Annotated in this window: 15 protein-coding genes and 1 pseudogene; 10 read left to right on the top strand and 6 right to left on the bottom strand. The window is 52.1% G+C overall.

All coding sequences use genetic code 11. From position 1 onward, the window contains the following. The first annotated feature begins 129 nt into the window (after positions 1-129). The 4 genes from DS906_RS01045 (at position 130) to DS906_RS01030 (ending at position 2,551) form a co-directional block, all read left to right on the top strand. Positions 130-663, top strand: a complete 534-nt coding sequence (locus DS906_RS01045) for a hypothetical protein (RefSeq protein ID WP_113788418.1) — start codon at positions 130-132, stop codon at positions 661-663. Continuing rightward, the gene (locus DS906_RS01040) at positions 656-1,093 is read left to right on the top strand and encodes a phage baseplate assembly protein V (protein ID WP_233494646.1); all 438 of its coding nucleotides are present in this window, start codon (positions 656-658) and stop codon (positions 1,091-1,093) included. Before DS906_RS01045 ends, DS906_RS01040 begins: the two co-directional genes overlap by 8 nt. Positions 1,094-1,150: 57 nt before the next feature. Continuing rightward, the gene (locus DS906_RS01035) at positions 1,151-1,330 is read left to right on the top strand and encodes a hypothetical protein (protein WP_113788416.1); all 180 of its coding nucleotides are present in this window, start codon (positions 1,151-1,153) and stop codon (positions 1,328-1,330) included. Positions 1,331-1,459: 129 nt separating this feature from the next. Then, positions 1,460-2,551 carry an acyltransferase gene (locus tag DS906_RS01030; protein WP_158541257.1) on the top strand — a complete coding sequence of 364 codons (1,092 nt, stop codon included), beginning with the start codon at positions 1,460-1,462 and terminating at the stop codon, positions 2,549-2,551. 176 nt (positions 2,552-2,727) lie between these two features. Here the strand turns inward: DS906_RS01030 and DS906_RS01025 are convergent, their stop codons facing one another. Continuing rightward, on the bottom strand, positions 2,728-3,204 hold the full coding sequence (locus tag DS906_RS01025) for a DUF2955 domain-containing protein (protein ID WP_113788414.1): 477 nt from the start codon (positions 3,202-3,204) through the stop codon (positions 2,728-2,730). 15 nt (positions 3,205-3,219) lie between these two features. Continuing rightward, entirely contained in the window at positions 3,220-4,314 is a 1,095-nt protein-coding gene (locus DS906_RS01020) for an HlyD family secretion protein (RefSeq protein WP_113788413.1), read from the bottom strand. Positions 4,315-4,592: 278 nt separating this feature from the next. Here DS906_RS01020 and DS906_RS01015 point away from each other — a divergent pair, with 278 nt between their 5' ends. From DS906_RS01015 to gltS, 3 genes are all read left to right on the top strand, one after another. Next, positions 4,593-5,018, top strand: a complete 426-nt coding sequence (locus tag DS906_RS01015) for an AraC family transcriptional regulator ligand-binding domain-containing protein (protein ID WP_113788412.1) — start codon at positions 4,593-4,595, stop codon at positions 5,016-5,018. 17 nt (positions 5,019-5,035) lie between these two features. Next, positions 5,036-5,584, top strand: a complete 549-nt coding sequence (locus DS906_RS01010; RefSeq protein WP_158541255.1) for an AraC family transcriptional regulator — start codon at positions 5,036-5,038, stop codon at positions 5,582-5,584. An 89-nt stretch (positions 5,585-5,673) separates the two neighbouring features. Further along, positions 5,674-6,894: a sodium/glutamate symporter gene (gene gltS / locus DS906_RS01005; RefSeq protein WP_113788410.1), complete on the top strand. Its 1,221-nt coding sequence runs from the start codon at positions 5,674-5,676 to the stop codon at positions 6,892-6,894. A gap of 518 nt (positions 6,895-7,412) precedes the next feature. Here the strand turns inward: gltS and DS906_RS01000 are convergent. From DS906_RS01000 to DS906_RS22590, 4 genes are all read right to left on the bottom strand, one after another. Then, positions 7,413-9,125, bottom strand: coding sequence for an alkaline phosphatase family protein (locus tag DS906_RS01000; protein WP_158541254.1), 1,713 nt, complete (start codon positions 9,123-9,125; stop codon positions 7,413-7,415). A 78-nt stretch (positions 9,126-9,203) separates the two neighbouring features. After that, positions 9,204-10,445: a guanitoxin biosynthesis MBL fold metallo-hydrolase GntH gene (gntH, locus tag DS906_RS00995; protein WP_304576184.1), complete on the bottom strand. Its 1,242-nt coding sequence runs from the start codon at positions 10,443-10,445 to the stop codon at positions 9,204-9,206. A 606-nt stretch (positions 10,446-11,051) separates the two neighbouring features. Continuing rightward, the gene (locus tag DS906_RS00990; protein ID WP_113788407.1) at positions 11,052-11,960 is read right to left on the bottom strand and encodes a helix-turn-helix transcriptional regulator; all 909 of its coding nucleotides are present in this window, start codon (positions 11,958-11,960) and stop codon (positions 11,052-11,054) included. A 539-nt stretch (positions 11,961-12,499) separates the two neighbouring features. Then, positions 12,500-12,628: a hypothetical protein gene (locus tag DS906_RS22590; protein ID WP_255415355.1), complete on the bottom strand. Its 129-nt coding sequence runs from the start codon at positions 12,626-12,628 to the stop codon at positions 12,500-12,502. Positions 12,629-12,649: 21 nt separating this feature from the next. Here DS906_RS22590 and DS906_RS22005 point away from each other — a divergent pair, with 21 nt between their 5' ends. The 3 genes and pseudogenes from DS906_RS22005 to DS906_RS00970 form a co-directional block, all read left to right on the top strand. Then, entirely contained in the window at positions 12,650-13,129 is a 480-nt protein-coding gene (locus DS906_RS22005; RefSeq protein WP_147235131.1) for a hypothetical protein, read from the top strand. A gap of 65 nt (positions 13,130-13,194) precedes the next feature. Beyond that, positions 13,195-14,937 (top strand): sulfatase-like hydrolase/transferase, encoded by a 1,743-nt coding sequence (locus DS906_RS00975; protein WP_113788404.1) that lies wholly within the window; start codon positions 13,195-13,197, stop codon positions 14,935-14,937. 213 nt (positions 14,938-15,150) lie between these two features. After that, positions 15,151-15,525 (top strand): annotated as a pseudogene (locus DS906_RS00970) (transposase); the annotation flags it as partial.

Here is a 15,525-nt window from a genome sequence, read left to right as displayed (position 1 = left end):
AGGGCAGTTCTATTGGCCTAGCTGAGGCTGGTTCGAATTTGTCTGACAGCACCTTCGTGGATATCGGCTCGATCTACTTCAAGCACTTTCAATCCGAGATACGCGCGCGCACAATTTTGGGGGTAGGGGATGGCAGACGAAATTGATTTGGGCACGGCGCTGGATACCATCGTCGCCACCATTGCCGGTGAGTTTCAGGCGTTCAAAACCGTTGCGTCTGAGGATCAGGCACCACGTGACCTGCCGGTTCCGGCCATCTTGTTGCAGCTATCAGAGTTAGAGCCAGAAGCGGAGAAAGACCCTCATACAGGTCAGTTCCCCTGCCTGGTTCACGTCGAGGCGCGCCTCATTATGGGTAACAGAACGCCGCGTGTGCGGCGAGACAGCATCAAAGCGGCCGGCGCGCTGGCTGCGTTCGTTCACAACAACCGACTTGGAGTGAAATGGGGCGCGGCCGAAGTTCTGGCCGTTGAACCAGACGAGTTCGCGCCGCAAGCCGACAATTTCAACATTTGGCGTTTGGAGTGGGTGCATTTTGCCTGTGTCGGGTCGAGCTATTTCATCGATTCAGGCGTGACGCCCACGCAGGTTCTGGCGTCGTGGGCACCCGATATTGGGTCCGACAATGAAGCCGATTACAAGGATGTTCGCAACGATGTCTGACTATGCGACCGCCCAGCTCATGCAAATTGTTGAGCGCCTGATAATGGTCTCGACCGTGGTCGAAGTTGATCGAGGCAATGCCCGGGCCAAGGTGGATTGGGGTAACGGTGCAGCAAGCGCCTGGCTGCCGATCGCCCAACTTGGCTCTGAGGCGCTTAAGTTCTGGATACCGCCAACGGTTGGCACTCAAGTCATTGTGCTGTCACCCGGGGGAGACACGACACGAGGGATTATCTTGGCAGGCCCGTTCGCGAGCGCGCCGCCGGCGGGTAATTTTGAGGGCGATATTTCGGGCAAAGGAAACGTTGCTGTGTCTGATGGCGACGTCACGGTCTCTGGTGGTGATGTGATCGCCGAAGGAGTTAGTTTGGTGACCCATATCCACGGCGAGGTAGCACCGGGACCATCTGACACAGGCAATCCGAAATAGAATGCCAGCCGAGACGGTAGTTGCGGCGGCTGTGACCCAACGATCACTGACGGTCGGATGCCTGATGGTGCCGATTTGGAACAGGCTGCGATTTGGCAGGCAGAAATCGCCTCTGCTGAACCTGATTTTGACGCAGACGGCAATCAAACACCCCGGTCAGTGCCATCACTCCTGAAAATCGCCGCTTATGCCGGCGATGTTCCGTTGTATGTGCTGGCACATTGGGCCTTGCAGTAGTGGAAGGTGATTGAGATAGCGTCTTTAGGATGTTAGCGACCCCAAACACCCTTCTTCTTGAAGGCAAATGACGACGAGTCATGCTGTTGTTGGGGAAGTTGAAGGTCAACAATTGGGAGCGCCTCCACAGTGCGTGAAAAGTCAGTTTATTATTCGCCGCAGATTGATGGCCTTCGATTTGTGGCGGCACTATTAGTGTTCATACATCATTCGCCGGATGTTCCATTCTTATCTGGTATCAAAGAATACGGATGGATCGGCGTTGATCTTTTCCTTGCAATTAGCGCTTTCCTGCTGACGAAAATTCTTCTTTTGGAGTGGAAGGCCACCGAGGCCATTTCAATCAGAAGATTCTACATCCGACGCGCGCTCAGGATTTTCCCACTGTACATCTTCTATCTGACTGCAGTGTGCGCATGGGCGTTGATAGAGGGTCACCTAGTAGCAAGCACAGTTGTCGGATGGTGGTTGGGCTTCATGTCTTTCACTGGGAATCTGATGACCGCCATTGGGGGCTATTCTCCGGTGCCTTTCACCGCGCATCTTTGGACGATCTCGTTAGAGGAGCAGGTTTACGCTGTGTTGCCGATGCTTCTTTTGCTTTATCTTTTGTCCGGGGCTGGTCGCCGTTCATTTGTTGCAATCGCTTTGTCGCTGATTGCCGTCCTTATTGTCGCACGCCTTGGGTTCACACTGCTGGGCACCCAGCACCCCTTTATTTGGGTGCTCCCACTAAGGGCGGACTCCTTTGTTCTGGGTGCGATCGCGGCTGTTTTGATGACTGGAGCCCAGATGAAACATTCGAGTTTGCTAACTGTGATCGGAATAGCTCTCATGGCTAGCGTTGTCTTGTTTCCGCCGGTGGATGTACCCGGGCTGTATCAGGTGATCGGGTACACGGTCATAGCATTAGGCTGTGTATTAGTTGTCGTAGGTGTTCAAACAGATGGTCTCCTGGCGCGCGTGCTGTCATGGAGCCCGGTGCGCTACTTCGGCAAGATTTCCTATGGCGTTTATGTATACCACGTACTTTGCATATCGATGGCAGGAAAGTTGGTTGCGAGTCTGTCATCCAACGACGGTCCGGGAGAGGGGATTTTGATATTTGCTCTGGGTCTTGCGATGACACTCGCCTTATCATCACTGTCCTATGAGCTTTTTGAGAAGAGTTTCCTCAAAATAAAAAACAGGTATTCAACGGTGATCTCGCGACCAGTTTAGGTTTTAGAAACAGGAGGCAATCGGTGTCAGAAACCACCTTTTTATTGTTACTGATTGTAGTCGTACTTTTGTTCGCCAAAGTGGCGACTATGGCTAATCGACGTGGGCTGAGCATATTGGCATGGTGGCTGCTTTCACTGTTTATTACTCCTCTCTGCTCAATATTTCTATTGGCACTACTTTTTCGTCCACTGGATAAAAACTAGCGAGCCGAAGTACGCGACTGATCTTGACCCTCCGCGGAGGGGAAACCGCCAGAGGATTGCAGGGCGTTGGCTGGCCATGATGGCCGCATGTACGGGATCAATGCGGCCAACGGCCGGAAACTCAGCGGAATCGACCATCTGCGTCAGTCCATTCGGGACATTTTGACCACGCCCATAGGTAAGCACCATGACTGCCGGGTAGCCCGACAGGAGCAGTGCCGTCAGAAAGCCACCCGCAAGGGCCGTCATTGCGATCAAGGTGGTTCGCAGCCCGAACCAGAAAGGCATCGCCTTGGGATCCTGCAAAAATGCGACCGCACCCGCAGATGCGAGCAGCGCGACGGGCCATTGGTAAATCTGACCAAGCGTGAAAACGACAGTGACACCCAAAGCCAGCCGAAACGCCCTTCGATTACGCGGTTCATATGATGGAGGCGCTGCGGACATACTGAATGAGCCGACTTAATACAGGTAAGACAGGTAACTCACGAACCTGATCCACCCTTTGGCCAAGGTATTCCAAAACGGGTTGTCACCCGTATAAACCACCACAGTCGCCTGTGAGTTATATCGGAGCCCAGGCTGATCAAGACTGTCTGCCGGTGTGTAGTTCGTAGTTTCGATAATCACTGAAAACCGTTGAGGATCGCGCAGCCATCCCTTTGGTTTCGAGGCTGTTGGAAGGTCGCCGAGGTTAACGACCTTACCCGACGAAACACCCCAGGCGGTACTTTTGACCTTCCCTTCGAAAACCCGTCCGGGAAATGCATCAAAGGCAATTTCAGCTTTGTTGCCCGGCGCAAGTCGCGTCAGGTTGTTTTCGGTCATGAAAGCTTCGACCCACTGATCCTCGATAGAAATCAATGTCATCAAAGGTGCGCCTGCATTGGCGAACGCCCCTTCATCGATCTTTAGCCCGCCGACAATGACATCAGCCGGTGCGAAAAGGTCCGTCTTTTCAAGATCAAGTCGCGCATCGGCTAGTTTCGCAACTGCTAATCGGAGGCGTGGATTATCGTCACCTGCCGCGCCAAGCTGCTCTCGCGCGCGTTCCAACTCGGACTCAGCAGCGGACACTGCCGCTTCTGCCGTCGACACAGCTGCCCGCGCTTCATCACCGCGAGCCTCGGCGTATATTCCCTTTTCTTCCAGGGTGAAGATGCGAGCCGATTGCGCTCTGGTTTCTTCCAGAAGCGCTTGAGCCTTTGCCAATGCTGCGGTCGCTGTGGCGACGGAAGCAGTAGAGGCACCTACGGTTTGTCCAGCGGCTTCAAGCTCTGCTTCAGCAGCTTCTACGGCATTTTCAAAGCGCGTTTTTTCCAAAGACGCCAGCGTTGTGCCAGTTGGAACCAGCGTGTTCTTTTTTATGGCAATGTCAGCGATATACCCGGAGACCGCCGGAACGACCGCAATGGTGTAACCCTGAACAGACGCGTTGTTGGTTGTCGGAGTGATCCTGTCGCTAAAAACATACCAGATAAATATCAGCAGTATGATTATTGCTACGATTGGAACTGTCCATCCCGGTCGTTGAAGCTCGTGGTCAGAGTCCGCCATTTCACCTCCCTCATCGTTGGCTAGCTCATCAAGGTTGGCAATTTTAGCCTTTGGCAGAACCAGTTCTGAGAAGCCGTCATCTAACGGACTTGGTTCAAATGCCCTTCAACGAGCGTATTGCTGAAAAATTTAGACATCTGAATATCTACAATACATGATAGTTTTGGTCACCAGGTTGCGATTTTTAATTAAAATTATCAGGTCGCCGAAACTCTTTTTTGGATTCATGCCATAGCCACGAGGTGGAAAATGAGCCTTGCACATTCCGAGGGTCGAACATGAATGGCCCGGCACAGCCCTTGATCCGGTTATCCACTGCGAAACCGATCTTGAGCACGCTGGATGCTGTTTATGAAGACACCGATGAAATACTGACGCGCTTGGGTATTTCTCGCGCCGCTTTCGACGACCCCGATGCATACATCCACGCAATTGTCATGTATCAGTTTTTTGAAGAAGCAGCCGCCGCAACAAAAGACCTTCATTTGCTTAGCAAAATTGGCGCTAAAATGGCGGTTTCAAACTGGCCGCCTTTGGTCGACGCGACCAAAGATGCAAAAACGCTCGGCTCATTTTTGACGTCGGTCGTTATCGTCGCGACTGAGCATTCAAGTTCAACAGAACACCACCTGGATATTCATGGTAAGTCTGCGGTAATATCAGGAAAAGGTATTTTGAGACGCCTTTTATTCCCGCGCAGATAGACGCTTTTTTTACCTGCTTGTTTACCGAGATTGTCGCAAAATGTGCCGGAACAAGTTGGTCATCCAAAGAAACACTGATCACCGTAAGCGATCCCAAAGCACTGCCCGGCGATTTCAAAGGTTCTAAACCAATCAAAGGGGACAAATTTGGACATCGTATTGCGTTTCCCGCTGCATGGTTGAACTTGGAGTTCTCAAAGGAGGGGTACTTCCAGATCCCTGCGGATGAAAGTGGTGAACGCAAGCCCCCTCGGTCCCTTACAGAGAGTGTCAGCGAAGCCCTCAGACCACACGTGGATGCGGGCTTTCTAAGCAACAAAAAGGCGGCTGAAATCTTTGGACTCTCTGAGCAGCAACTAGCTCGAAAACTCAGGAAAGAGGGCACGACTCTTGGCAAGCTGCTCGCGGATCTGAAGCGCAATCGCGCGGAAGAATTGTTGAAGGAAGGCGATCACAGTGTGACGCGAGTGGCAGAAATGCTCGGCTACTCTGACGCAACAAGCTTCGCGCACGCATTTAAGGGGTGGACTGGAATACCTCCGAGTAAAATCAAAAAGGACATCTGATCTAACTCTCCAGACTCAGAAACTTAGACAAAACCAATCCTAATAGAACCAACAGAAATTCACTTACTTGGGCGGGGGCACAAAACACTATGGAATTGCTTGATCCGATAGAAATTGACAGCTTTGGCGCCGTAACAATTGGGATATTGGTCTATTTTCTCGGCGCGCGGTTGACCCGTCGATACGCAGTCTTGTCCAAGTACAGCATTCCGGAGCCAGTCAGCGGAGGCCTTTTGGCGGCCATTCTGGCTTTGCTTGTGGTTTTAGCCACTGGCCGTGCAATCAGCTACGAACTAAGCGCCAGAGACTTTTTGTTGGTCTACTTTTTCACGACAGTTGGTCTAAACGCCCGTTTCGCTGATCTGATAAAGGGTGGACCACTTCTTGTGCTCATGCTTGGGCTCACGATTGCCTTTATGCTCGTGCAGAACGTGGTGGGCATGATTGGTGCGCTTTTGTTCGGCTTGCCGTCACAAGCAGGAGTACTGTTGGGAACCGCATCCTTGATCGGAGGTCACGGCACAGCCATTGCTTGGGGCCCAACCATAGAAAATAGCTATCAAGTCGTCGGTGCTTCCGAACTGGGAATAGCTACGGCGACCGTTGGTCTGATCCTGGCCAGCGTTCTGGGTGGACCCATTGCCCGTTTTCTTATCCAAAAGAACGACCTCAAGAGTGTCGACGACGCAGAAGAAGAAGTTGCGACGGTTGCGGAGCCAACTACCGACCAACCATCGACAGTTACTCATGTAGACCTGATGAATTGTGTGCTCTGGATTCACATCGCAATCGCGATTGGGTATTCCGTATTTGAAGCACTTGAGGCAGCAGGAGTTAAACTGCCCCTGTTCGTGCCTTGCCTCTTAAGCGGCATTTTGCTGTCGAACTTGCTGCCCCCCTTGTTTTCTAAGCTCAAATGGCCCGCGGGCACTCCTGCGATGAACGTGATTTCCGAATTCAGCCTTTCCGTGTTTCTTGCAATGTCGCTGATGAGCATGGAGTTGTGGACCCTGGCCAGCAGTGCGGGAGTTTTAATCACAACCATGCTTTTGCAATCAATCGCGGCCGTCGCGTTTATTATTTTCATCGTGTTCCGCCTGATGGGGAAAAACTACTTCGCAGCCGTCATATCAGCTGGTTTTGCTGGGTTCTCGTTGGGTGCGACACCGACAGCCATCGCGAATATGACAGCGGTCACACAACGCTATGGCCCTTCGCCAGTGGCGTTTATTGTTCTGCCGTTAGTTTCGGCTTTCTTTGTCGATTTAGCGAACGCGTTCATAATTCAGTGGTTCCTGGGGTTTGGTTGAAGCACTGTGTTTCGGGTCGAAGCCAAAGAACTGCTTCCGCAATTCTATGTCGGCTTAGCCCCTGCCTTGGAACCTGCGTAGTCTAGTTGTGAACGTCTGCTTTGGGCTGAAACCGGGCATCCAGAGGCCTAAGTGCAACGGTGGCTTTGTCCGCGTCTTGCCAGTTCGTGCGCCACGCCGCGAAAGGCGCTCCATCCCGAAACGGTCGTTCATGGATCTCGCGGCGAATGTGCCGGGAGAGCCCAAAGGCGACCTCGAAAAAGGTCGCTGCGTCCTATGATCAGGGCGGATTCCGAACCTTCGCCGCAGTTGCAAATATTGAGTGCGATTTTGGCGAAGCAGCCAACGGGCCAGCGGAACGCCCGTAGGCCGAATTTCTTATCTGGCACCGAGAACATTGTTTCAGGTAGTAGCTGCCAATTGCGGTTGAGGTGGATGGCTCCGGTTCCAGTGGCCTAAGACTGCGTTGTATTGGCGTCTTCGAAAAACACTTGCACCTATGGGGCTCCTCTAAAGTATTAATCCAAAACCTCAACAAGGGCGATGCCAGCTGCACCGCTGGGGATAGTCGTTCCGAACATCCTGCTGAGAGTGACCGCTACATCCACGGTTCCTACACGCCGGGCAACTTGACCTGCCTCGATTCCAGGGCCAGCGAACAAAATTGGTACATGTGTATCATATCGCCAAGGCGACCCGTGCATCACAGCTACGGCGCCTGGATCAAGCAGGAAGGAATAGGGGGATTGCACAACATAAATGTCACCTGATCGGGCAGGATGGTAGTTGTTGCGGATTGGCGATTCCAAAAATCCTCCGCGTTGCTCAGGAAACGGCTCCTTCGGCATTGCCAGCGCAACCCCAGGCCGAGAGGCAAGACTATCGACAATCAACCGTTCAACGTCCCGCTTGTTGACATTGGCAGTCTCAATCGCATCCTCGTCCAAATAGATATAAGGGCGAAAGAATGCCTTAATAGCCTTATCGACGCCAAGCGTTTCGCGAATTTCTACGTTCAACTGATCCGCTAGAACCGTCTGTCCCGCGCGTGCCGTCGTATGCCCGTGGTCTGCCATGTGCTCGGGCATTTCTGGCATCCCGTGATCAGCTGACAACAGATACAGCACATTCTCGCGCCCCACGTTTTCGTCAATAAAGGCGAACAGATCCGCAAGTGTTCGATCAAGCATGCGAACCATTTCCTCGTTTTCCAGGCTTGATGGGCCAAAGAAGTGATTTGTAGCGTCGACTCCGGAGAAGCTGAGGCTGAGGTAATCGACATCATCATCCAGCCCAAGCCCTTCGCCCAAAATTGCTGCTTTTCCAAACGAAGCGGTCAGTTGATCGCCAAGTGGGCCAATAACCACTTGCGTATAATAGAGGCCGTCGGCTGGATCACCGTATGAATGTGGGAAAGTGCGCCCGAACCCTTTAAGGTCAGCCTCGTAAGGACGGTCATCGTTGTTAGCCAAGAGGTATGTATCAATTGGATCGTGAAGAACCCATTTGGACCCGATTGCGGCATCAGCTGGGCGTTTGGCGTTCCATTTGAGCACCCAGTCCGGATAGGTATCAAAGTAGTATGAGCTGGTTTCATACGCGCCGGTTTCAACCGACATCCAATAGGCGTCACCGACATGGCCTGCCATTGCCACAGCCGACCGATCTTTACTCGAAATCCCAATGACTTTCGAACGACCATTGTTCGATTTGTAAAGTTCATCTCCGAAGGTTGATGCAAGAAGGTTTCGTGGCGACCTGCCAGACGATTCTGCAACAGTCTGGCTCGGATCAAGCTGGTCACCCTGTCCTTTGAAACCGGGAACAGGAAGCATCAAATAATCCGGGTCTTCAATATTGTAGCCAAGTCGACCATCTGCGCGGTTAAACCAGATGTTGCCTATCATCCCATGCTCTGAGGGATGCGCACCGGTCGCAAGCGTCGCATGACCAACCACTGTTTCTGTATTTGCATGGAGATGGTGAGCATCAGTGTACCAAACACCAACTTCTGTTAGGCGGCGGAATCCGTTGGGACCAAAGCTGGGTTCGTAGCGACTTAGGAGATCCCCGCGCAGACCATCGACTGTAATCTGCACGATTAGACGAATATCAGAGTTATCAGCTGCGCTCGCAATGGAAGCTGCAATGGAAAGCACGCTGGCCAGTGACAACAGAGCGGAAGATTTAGAAGTCATTTTCAATCCAATAGTAAGTTTTTCATTTGGCAAAGGCCGCATTCACAGGAAATGGCTTTCTTTTCGGTTTCCCTGATGGCGGGCCAGCCCGCTGCAACAGAAAAGCTATCATTACTTGAAAGGAATATTACTAAGAATGGGTTCGATATCTGTCCCCTGCTGCTCATTGAATTCCTTGACGACTTCATTTGTCACAGCGCTTGTATGCGGCTCAAACCCCGAAAAACTGAATGGGTCCCATTGATAAGTGTTCTCATCAACGATAGGCGGTTCTGCGGCAACCTGCGCAGGAGGCGGATAGCTCTCAGGGTTTGGAACCGTCATCCGCGTTGTGATATTCTCTTTTGTAATATTCCAGACCATGAAGTCCGTCGCCAAACTCAACGGGCCGTCATAATGAACGCGGATCTCTTTTTCCATCAGCGAAGCTGTGTCAAAGTCGTTTTGGAAATGTGAAGCGACCGCCATTCGTGGTCTCGCGATGTCCATAATCTTGCCAAAGGCTCTTGGTGTTGTGTGCCCTTGTGTCCCAGACATGACCGCAGCCTGAGGACTCATACTATACTTTTCGAGCCACAATTCTGGCGGAAGCATGGATTCGTGAATGGCAAAATCCGCACCGGAAGCGTGCTCCAGAAACCATTTGTTTGGTGCCGTATCCCCTGAATAGGCAAATTTGAGACCATTCCATTCGAGAATATACCCAATTGACTGGTCGATGTGGATTGTTGGAATCGAGTAAATCTTAACTCCATTCTCTTCATAAAAGAGGTTGTTGACCTTTTTCCAATCAAGCTCTGTGACTGTAAGCTGGGTAGAACGCGGATCGCCTGACGATTCACGCGTTGCGACGTCCCAAGCCCATGCCTGCTTGATGGTTTCTGTCCAGCCCCGAATTCCCCATTTAGGGTTTTGCCCACCCCCTGGTCCCCACAGGAACAAGGGTTGGCGCGCCGCATTCACACCGCGTGTAAGCCAGAAGGCCGGAAAATCCCCGGCGTGGTCAAAGTGCAGGTGGCTGATAAACACTTTGTTGAGTTGGTCGGTTGGAATTCCCAAAGCCGCTATATGATCAGAAGAGCCCTTGCCCAAATCGAAAATGAACTTGTCGCCATTGCCCAGCTCGACCAGAAAACACGAGCCAGCCTGTTTCATTCTTGGTTGGGGCATTCCTGTGCCACAAGCTACAACGCGCATTTCGTCTGGATGGAGCGTCTCGGTTCCGGGAAAGTAGACAGTTTGGGAAGGAAAGGGTTCAGTGGCGGACCAATTCGATGCATCTTCGGCTTCAGCGAACAATGTCGATGGAAGTATTGCGGCGCATACAATTGCCGCAAGTCGCTTTCTTTCCATTTTTTCTCGCTCCGTATTTGGGTGATGCCTGCGGTTCCCACTTGACCCAGCTGGCGTTTGTGCGCGCATCGTCAGAACTTCTATTATTCAGCTCGTTGCGCAAAAGATCGTGGCAGGTGGACGATGTTGATCAATTAGCTTCCTCCGCCAGCAGCGCAGGAGCGTCGTGCTCCGCTCTTGTTAGGAAAGTGAAAACCCGCTCAGTTCGAGCTTTGGCCCCTAGCAACAACGTACTCCCCAAACTCTTCCTGATCTCGTCTTTCATTTTTGCATGACCCATCCTGAGTTACCGATTCTAACTTTACCGGTAAAATACTGGAGAATTCAGATCGACCACATCAGAAATTCGCCAATACCATCAGATCCCGGGTCGATGTCGGATAAAATGGAAGTGACACTGCGTGACCCAAACCAGGTAGAAGAAATCACGCCATGGCAGACGAGTTTTCACCAAATTGCTCCGGGTGATCTGCTTCCACTATGGCACATCGCGATGCCGTCGAGAGATGGCGGCAACCACCCCATCTAATGCATTTCCCCTGTTGATATGCGATTGACTACATGACCAATTCCAACCGCTCTTCACTTTGCGGTTGGCGGCACTGTTCAAGCGAGTTGACTAGCCAATGTTGATGAGGGCAGCTCACCGTACATCTTCTTGTAGTCTCGAGCGAATTGTCCCATATGCCAAAACCCCCAGAAGTTGGCGACATCAACAACGCTCTTATTGTCTTTCGCGCTTAGCAAGTCGGCACGGGCACGTCCGAGACGAAGCCGCATGTAATAAGCCTTCGGGCCTATACCAAATTCTTCTTTGAATACACGATCCAGTGTGCGCCAAGAGCAGCGTGCAAGCCTGCAGATTTCTCCGATAGCAAGTGGCTCATCTGCGTAGGTTTCCATCAGGCCCATTGATAACTTCAATGTTGCAAGACGATGCCGCAGCCTGCTTTTGTCCTCATGAATTGTGGCGTTCGTCGCAAGCAAAAGAACAAGCAGCGCAAGCGTGTCTCTTGCATCATCGCCTTGCAGGATCTTTGGATCACGTTTAATCGCAACCAGTAGCTGGTCTACCTTTATCAAGTCAGAGACGGAGCCACCGGCTTCGAATTGACCAGCTGAGCGCATGGCTTCGGGCAACTCAAGGCGCAGTTCATCGGACATCTTTTCGAGGTAACAATCATCAAAAGACAACACGTTGCCGATGAAACCGGCGTGACTGACGCTGTCAAAACCGTTGATTGTCCCAAATGATAAGAGTTGAGAGCGCTGCGACTTTCGCCCCTGCCAACGATGTAGTCTGTCTTCTGTCGCACGCCCAAAGGTCAATGTGCCTGCAGGAGGAATACCCTGCTGGTGGACAGCAAGCGAAAGCGCAATTTCAGTTACTGAAAACGTCTCATCTCCCACAACTGTCAATCGGGTTTGTAACTCACCTGGCTCAATCTGACGAAAATTCATCTGCCATGGCGTGATTTCCTCTGCCTGGTTTGGGTCACGCAATGTCACTTCCATTTTGCCTGACGTCGACTCCGGTTCTACTGGAATTGGCGAATTTCTGATGTGGTCGATCTGAATTCTCCGGCATTTTACCGGTAAAGTAAGAACCGGCGCCTCAGGATGGGTCAAGTGAAAACACGAGAAAAGGTCAGGAAGAGTTTGGGCCGTCCGCTGCTGCCAAAGGCCAAAGCGCGGACTGAGCGGGTTGTCACTTTCTTGACCCGAGAGGAACGCGACGCCCTTGCGCAGCTGGCAAATGAAACCAATCGATCAATATCGGCAACCTGCCATGACCTTTTGCGCAACGAGCTGAATATTGGAAATTCTGCCGATCCACACACAGATTTGGCGAGATCTTCCGGCAACATCTAAAGACGGAGCGAGAAAAAATGAAAAGCAAGCGATATGCGGCAATTGTATGCGCCGCATTACTTCCGACAACGGTATATGCAGAATCTGCAGTACTAAGTTTCAGCGAAGACTGGAGTCATGATCTAACGTTTTATTTGTTCCTGCCGACTTCGACTGACGGCACGTCAACAGTCGCTGGTCAGTCAGTCCCAATCGACCTTGATTTCAGCGACGCACTCGATCTGCTCGATTTTGGCATATCCGGTCGGTATGAGGCATGGCAGGGCGATTTCGGAATAATCGTTGATGCCAACTATCTTGATCTTGGTCATACACAGACCATCCCAATCGGAATGGGCAACGCCACAGCAGATGTAGATGTAACGCAATACTGGATCGGGTTGCTTGGCGCATACCGCGTGTTAGGCGGCACCGACGCTGCTGGTCGCAAACGTTCTTTCGATCTTTCTGCTGGTGTCCGGTATAACAGCCTGAAGCAGACTGTCGCCATAAGCGGTGGACCTGGACCGGGTGCCAATCTAGGGGGCACCGAAGCATGGTGGGAACCAGTGATAGGCGCACGATATGCGTGGCAGATCAATGACCGCTGGACGGGCGGTGCTTCGATTGATGCAGGTGGTTTCGGAGTGAATGGCGATGATTTGCAGTGGAGTGCGACTCTTGGGGCAGATTACTCCCTAGGCGATCGTGGGTCGATCAAGCTCGGCTTGCGCTATTACAGCATCGATTATTCGACAACACGCTCTGACGGTGAGTTTGCATATGACGTAGATCAGTTCGGTCCATTCATTGGTTACACGTTATCGTTTTAGTAAATTGCGTCGCATTGGCGGCGCTCCAACCAAGTCACCAACGGACCAGTTTCAGGAGCCAACATATGCCCCCCCCTTTTCACCGCGCATTGCGCGCAGACTTATTATTGAGTGGTATCGTGTGCATTTGTGCCCCGGCGACTTCCTATGCTCAAGAAAATCAAATCATCCATGATGCGGAATACTACATTCTGGAGGCGCAAAACGGCAATGTCTGGGCCGTAGAAGACGGCGAAATCGATGCAAAGCTTGCCGAGCTTAAAGCGCAATATGGCACGCCTCCAAATCTTATCCACCTAATGTGGGACGACCAACCTTTTGGAGCTGTCGGCATTCCCGCAATGCAGCAAATCAGAGGTTATGAGACACCGAATTTGAACGAACTAGCAGCAGAAGGCATGCTCTTCACGCGGATGTACACCGAACCATCATGTACACCAACACGCGCTGCCGCGTGGACAGGACAATATGCTGTCCGCTCCGGCATGGAGGCCGTTGGATTCCCAGTAGAATACGAGGGCATCGCCGCTGAAAATGTGACCATTGCCGAGGTCTTAAGTGATGCGGGCTACGCAACCGGTTTCTTTGGAAAAACGCATTTGGGTGACCTCGAAGAATCCTTCCCCCACAAGCAAGGCTATGACGAGGCATTCTTTTCGCTCTACAATCAATCAGTTAGTCTTTGGAACGTGCAGGCCGAAGCGGCAAACGCTGTCGTAGGTCTGAAGCGTGAAATGCTAGCGGAGGACCGCTATGTCAAAGACAACACCTTCGTTCAGGAGGGTTATGTCTTTTATGCAGAAGGCGAAAAAGGCGGCGCTACACGCGAGTGGTGCGGCATCGAGGCCGAGTGCTACCGCAAATTTGATGATGAGGCGCGTGACAGAACTTTCGCATTTATTCGTAAGAACGCCGAAGCTGGCAAACCTTTCTATGCTGCCTGGTGGCCTTTGTGGGTGAGCTTTTTGCCCGAACCTCAGAAAGTATCCTTGCAACGCGGTTTGGTCGGTGAATCTTATGAAAAGTATCTTGATCCCGATGCTGGGCAATTGGTTGCGCTCCTGAAGGAACTCGGCATCGCGGAAAATACTCTCCTCATCGCCATGTCTGACAATGGCCCGATGACGCACAACCCGCCCGCTGGTGCTGGTCTGGGCGAAGGCCCCTTCCGCGGTGGCAAGGGCGACTTCCTTGAGGGTGGTGTTCGGGTTTCAGCGCAAGCCTGGTGGCCCGGTGTCATTGAACCTGGTCAAATCGCCGGCGATATCGTTCATGTGAGCGATCTGTTCACGACCTTTGCGCGCCTCGCAGGTGCATTGGAAAACGTGCCGACTGACCGTGTCATTGATGGGGTAGATCAGACGTCGCTGCTGCTGAACGGTGACGGGTACAGCCGACGAGATAATGTGATGATCTATTCCGGTCCGAACCTAGGTGCCAGCGTAAAGGATCAGTACAAAACTCACTGGATCGGAGACTCTCAAGCTGAGACAGGTCTCACCTCGGTGTATGATCTTTACAATGATCACCGTGAGGTAAATCCAATTGTCGTCGGAGGATTTCACTTCAAGGAACCCTTCCGCAGGATGCGTGCACGCCATGAACTGTGGATCGAAAAATACCCACATATGCCACGTGCACATGGTCCAGCTTATGGCGGTATCGAAAATGCACGACCCGAAACCATTGCTCTGACCGAACCGCCTGAAGCACTCAAGAGCCTTCCTTTTGAGATGCTGGGTTTCATCGATCAGCTGCCAGACCTGCCATACGACAGTAGCGGTGATGTGGGCGTAGGGGATGATTGATGTTCGGCACGTGTTGACCTAAGTCGACATGAGTTAACTTCCACACTCTAACCATCGGAAGAGAAAATATGACGAAATTGACCAAACTGACAATTCTATTGATTTGCGGGTCACTCGCTCTGACAGCCTGTCTGACGTCAGCGCTTATGGGTCCAAATAGGTCGATTTGATAAGAGAGGGTTTCTGGCTCATCGTAACCGCCAAGGAGTGGAGATGAGAAAGAAACCCGGAACCAAGCAGAGCCACGGCGAGAAAGTTGTCAAAGACATCCGCCGCGCGACGCGCAAGCAATATACAGCTGAAGAGAAGATCAGGATCGTGCTGGACGGTCTGAAGGGCGAGGACAGCATTGCGGAGCTGTGCCGCCGCGAGGGGATTTCCCAGGGCGTTTACTACAAATGGTCCAAGGATTTCATGGAAGCCGGTAAGCGGCGCTTGGCTGGCGACACGGCCCGTGCCGCCACGACCGATGAGGTCAAAGATCTGCGCCGCGAAGCCCGTGATCTGAAGGAGGTCGTCGCGGAACAAACGCTTGAACTCCGCTTGCTTAAAAAAAGCATGATCGACGGTGGGGGCGACCAAGAATGA

This window comes from Ruegeria sp. A3M17 (assembly GCF_003318255.1).
GTDB lineage: Bacteria > Pseudomonadota > Alphaproteobacteria > Rhodobacterales > Rhodobacteraceae > Ruegeria.
The sequence above is the reverse complement of the archived record's forward strand: the minus strand, read 5'-3'. Positions and strand labels throughout refer to the sequence as shown.

Excerpts from the sequence above, each read along its gene's own strand:
- DS906_RS01045 (WP_113788418.1), top strand. The coding sequence starts at position 130 with ATGGCAGACGAAATTGATTTGGGCACGGCGCTGGATACCATCGTCGCC.
- DS906_RS01040 (WP_233494646.1), top strand. The coding sequence starts at position 656 with ATGTCTGACTATGCGACCGCCCAGCTCATGCAAATTGTTGAGCGCCTG.
- DS906_RS01035 (WP_113788416.1), top strand. The coding sequence starts at position 1,151 with ATGCCTGATGGTGCCGATTTGGAACAGGCTGCGATTTGGCAGGCAGAA.
- DS906_RS01025 (WP_113788414.1), bottom strand. The coding sequence starts at position 3,204 with ATGTCCGCAGCGCCTCCATCATATGAACCGCGTAATCGAAGGGCGTTT.
- DS906_RS01020 (WP_113788413.1), bottom strand. The coding sequence starts at position 4,314 with ATGGCGGACTCTGACCACGAGCTTCAACGACCGGGATGGACAGTTCCA.
- DS906_RS01015 (WP_113788412.1), top strand. The coding sequence starts at position 4,593 with ATGAATGGCCCGGCACAGCCCTTGATCCGGTTATCCACTGCGAAACCG.
- gltS (WP_113788410.1), top strand. The coding sequence starts at position 5,674 with ATGGAATTGCTTGATCCGATAGAAATTGACAGCTTTGGCGCCGTAACA.
- gntH (WP_304576184.1), bottom strand. The coding sequence starts at position 10,445 with ATGGAAAGAAAGCGACTTGCGGCAATTGTATGCGCCGCAATACTTCCA.
- DS906_RS00990 (WP_113788407.1), bottom strand. The coding sequence starts at position 11,960 with ATGGAAGTGACATTGCGTGACCCAAACCAGGCAGAGGAAATCACGCCA.
- DS906_RS22590 (WP_255415355.1), bottom strand. The coding sequence starts at position 12,628 with ATGACCAAGATCAAGATAGTTGGCATCAACGATTATTCCGAAATCGCC.
- DS906_RS22005 (WP_147235131.1), top strand. The coding sequence starts at position 12,650 with ATGGGCAACGCCACAGCAGATGTAGATGTAACGCAATACTGGATCGGG.
- DS906_RS00975 (WP_113788404.1), top strand. The coding sequence starts at position 13,195 with ATGCCCCCCCCTTTTCACCGCGCATTGCGCGCAGACTTATTATTGAGT.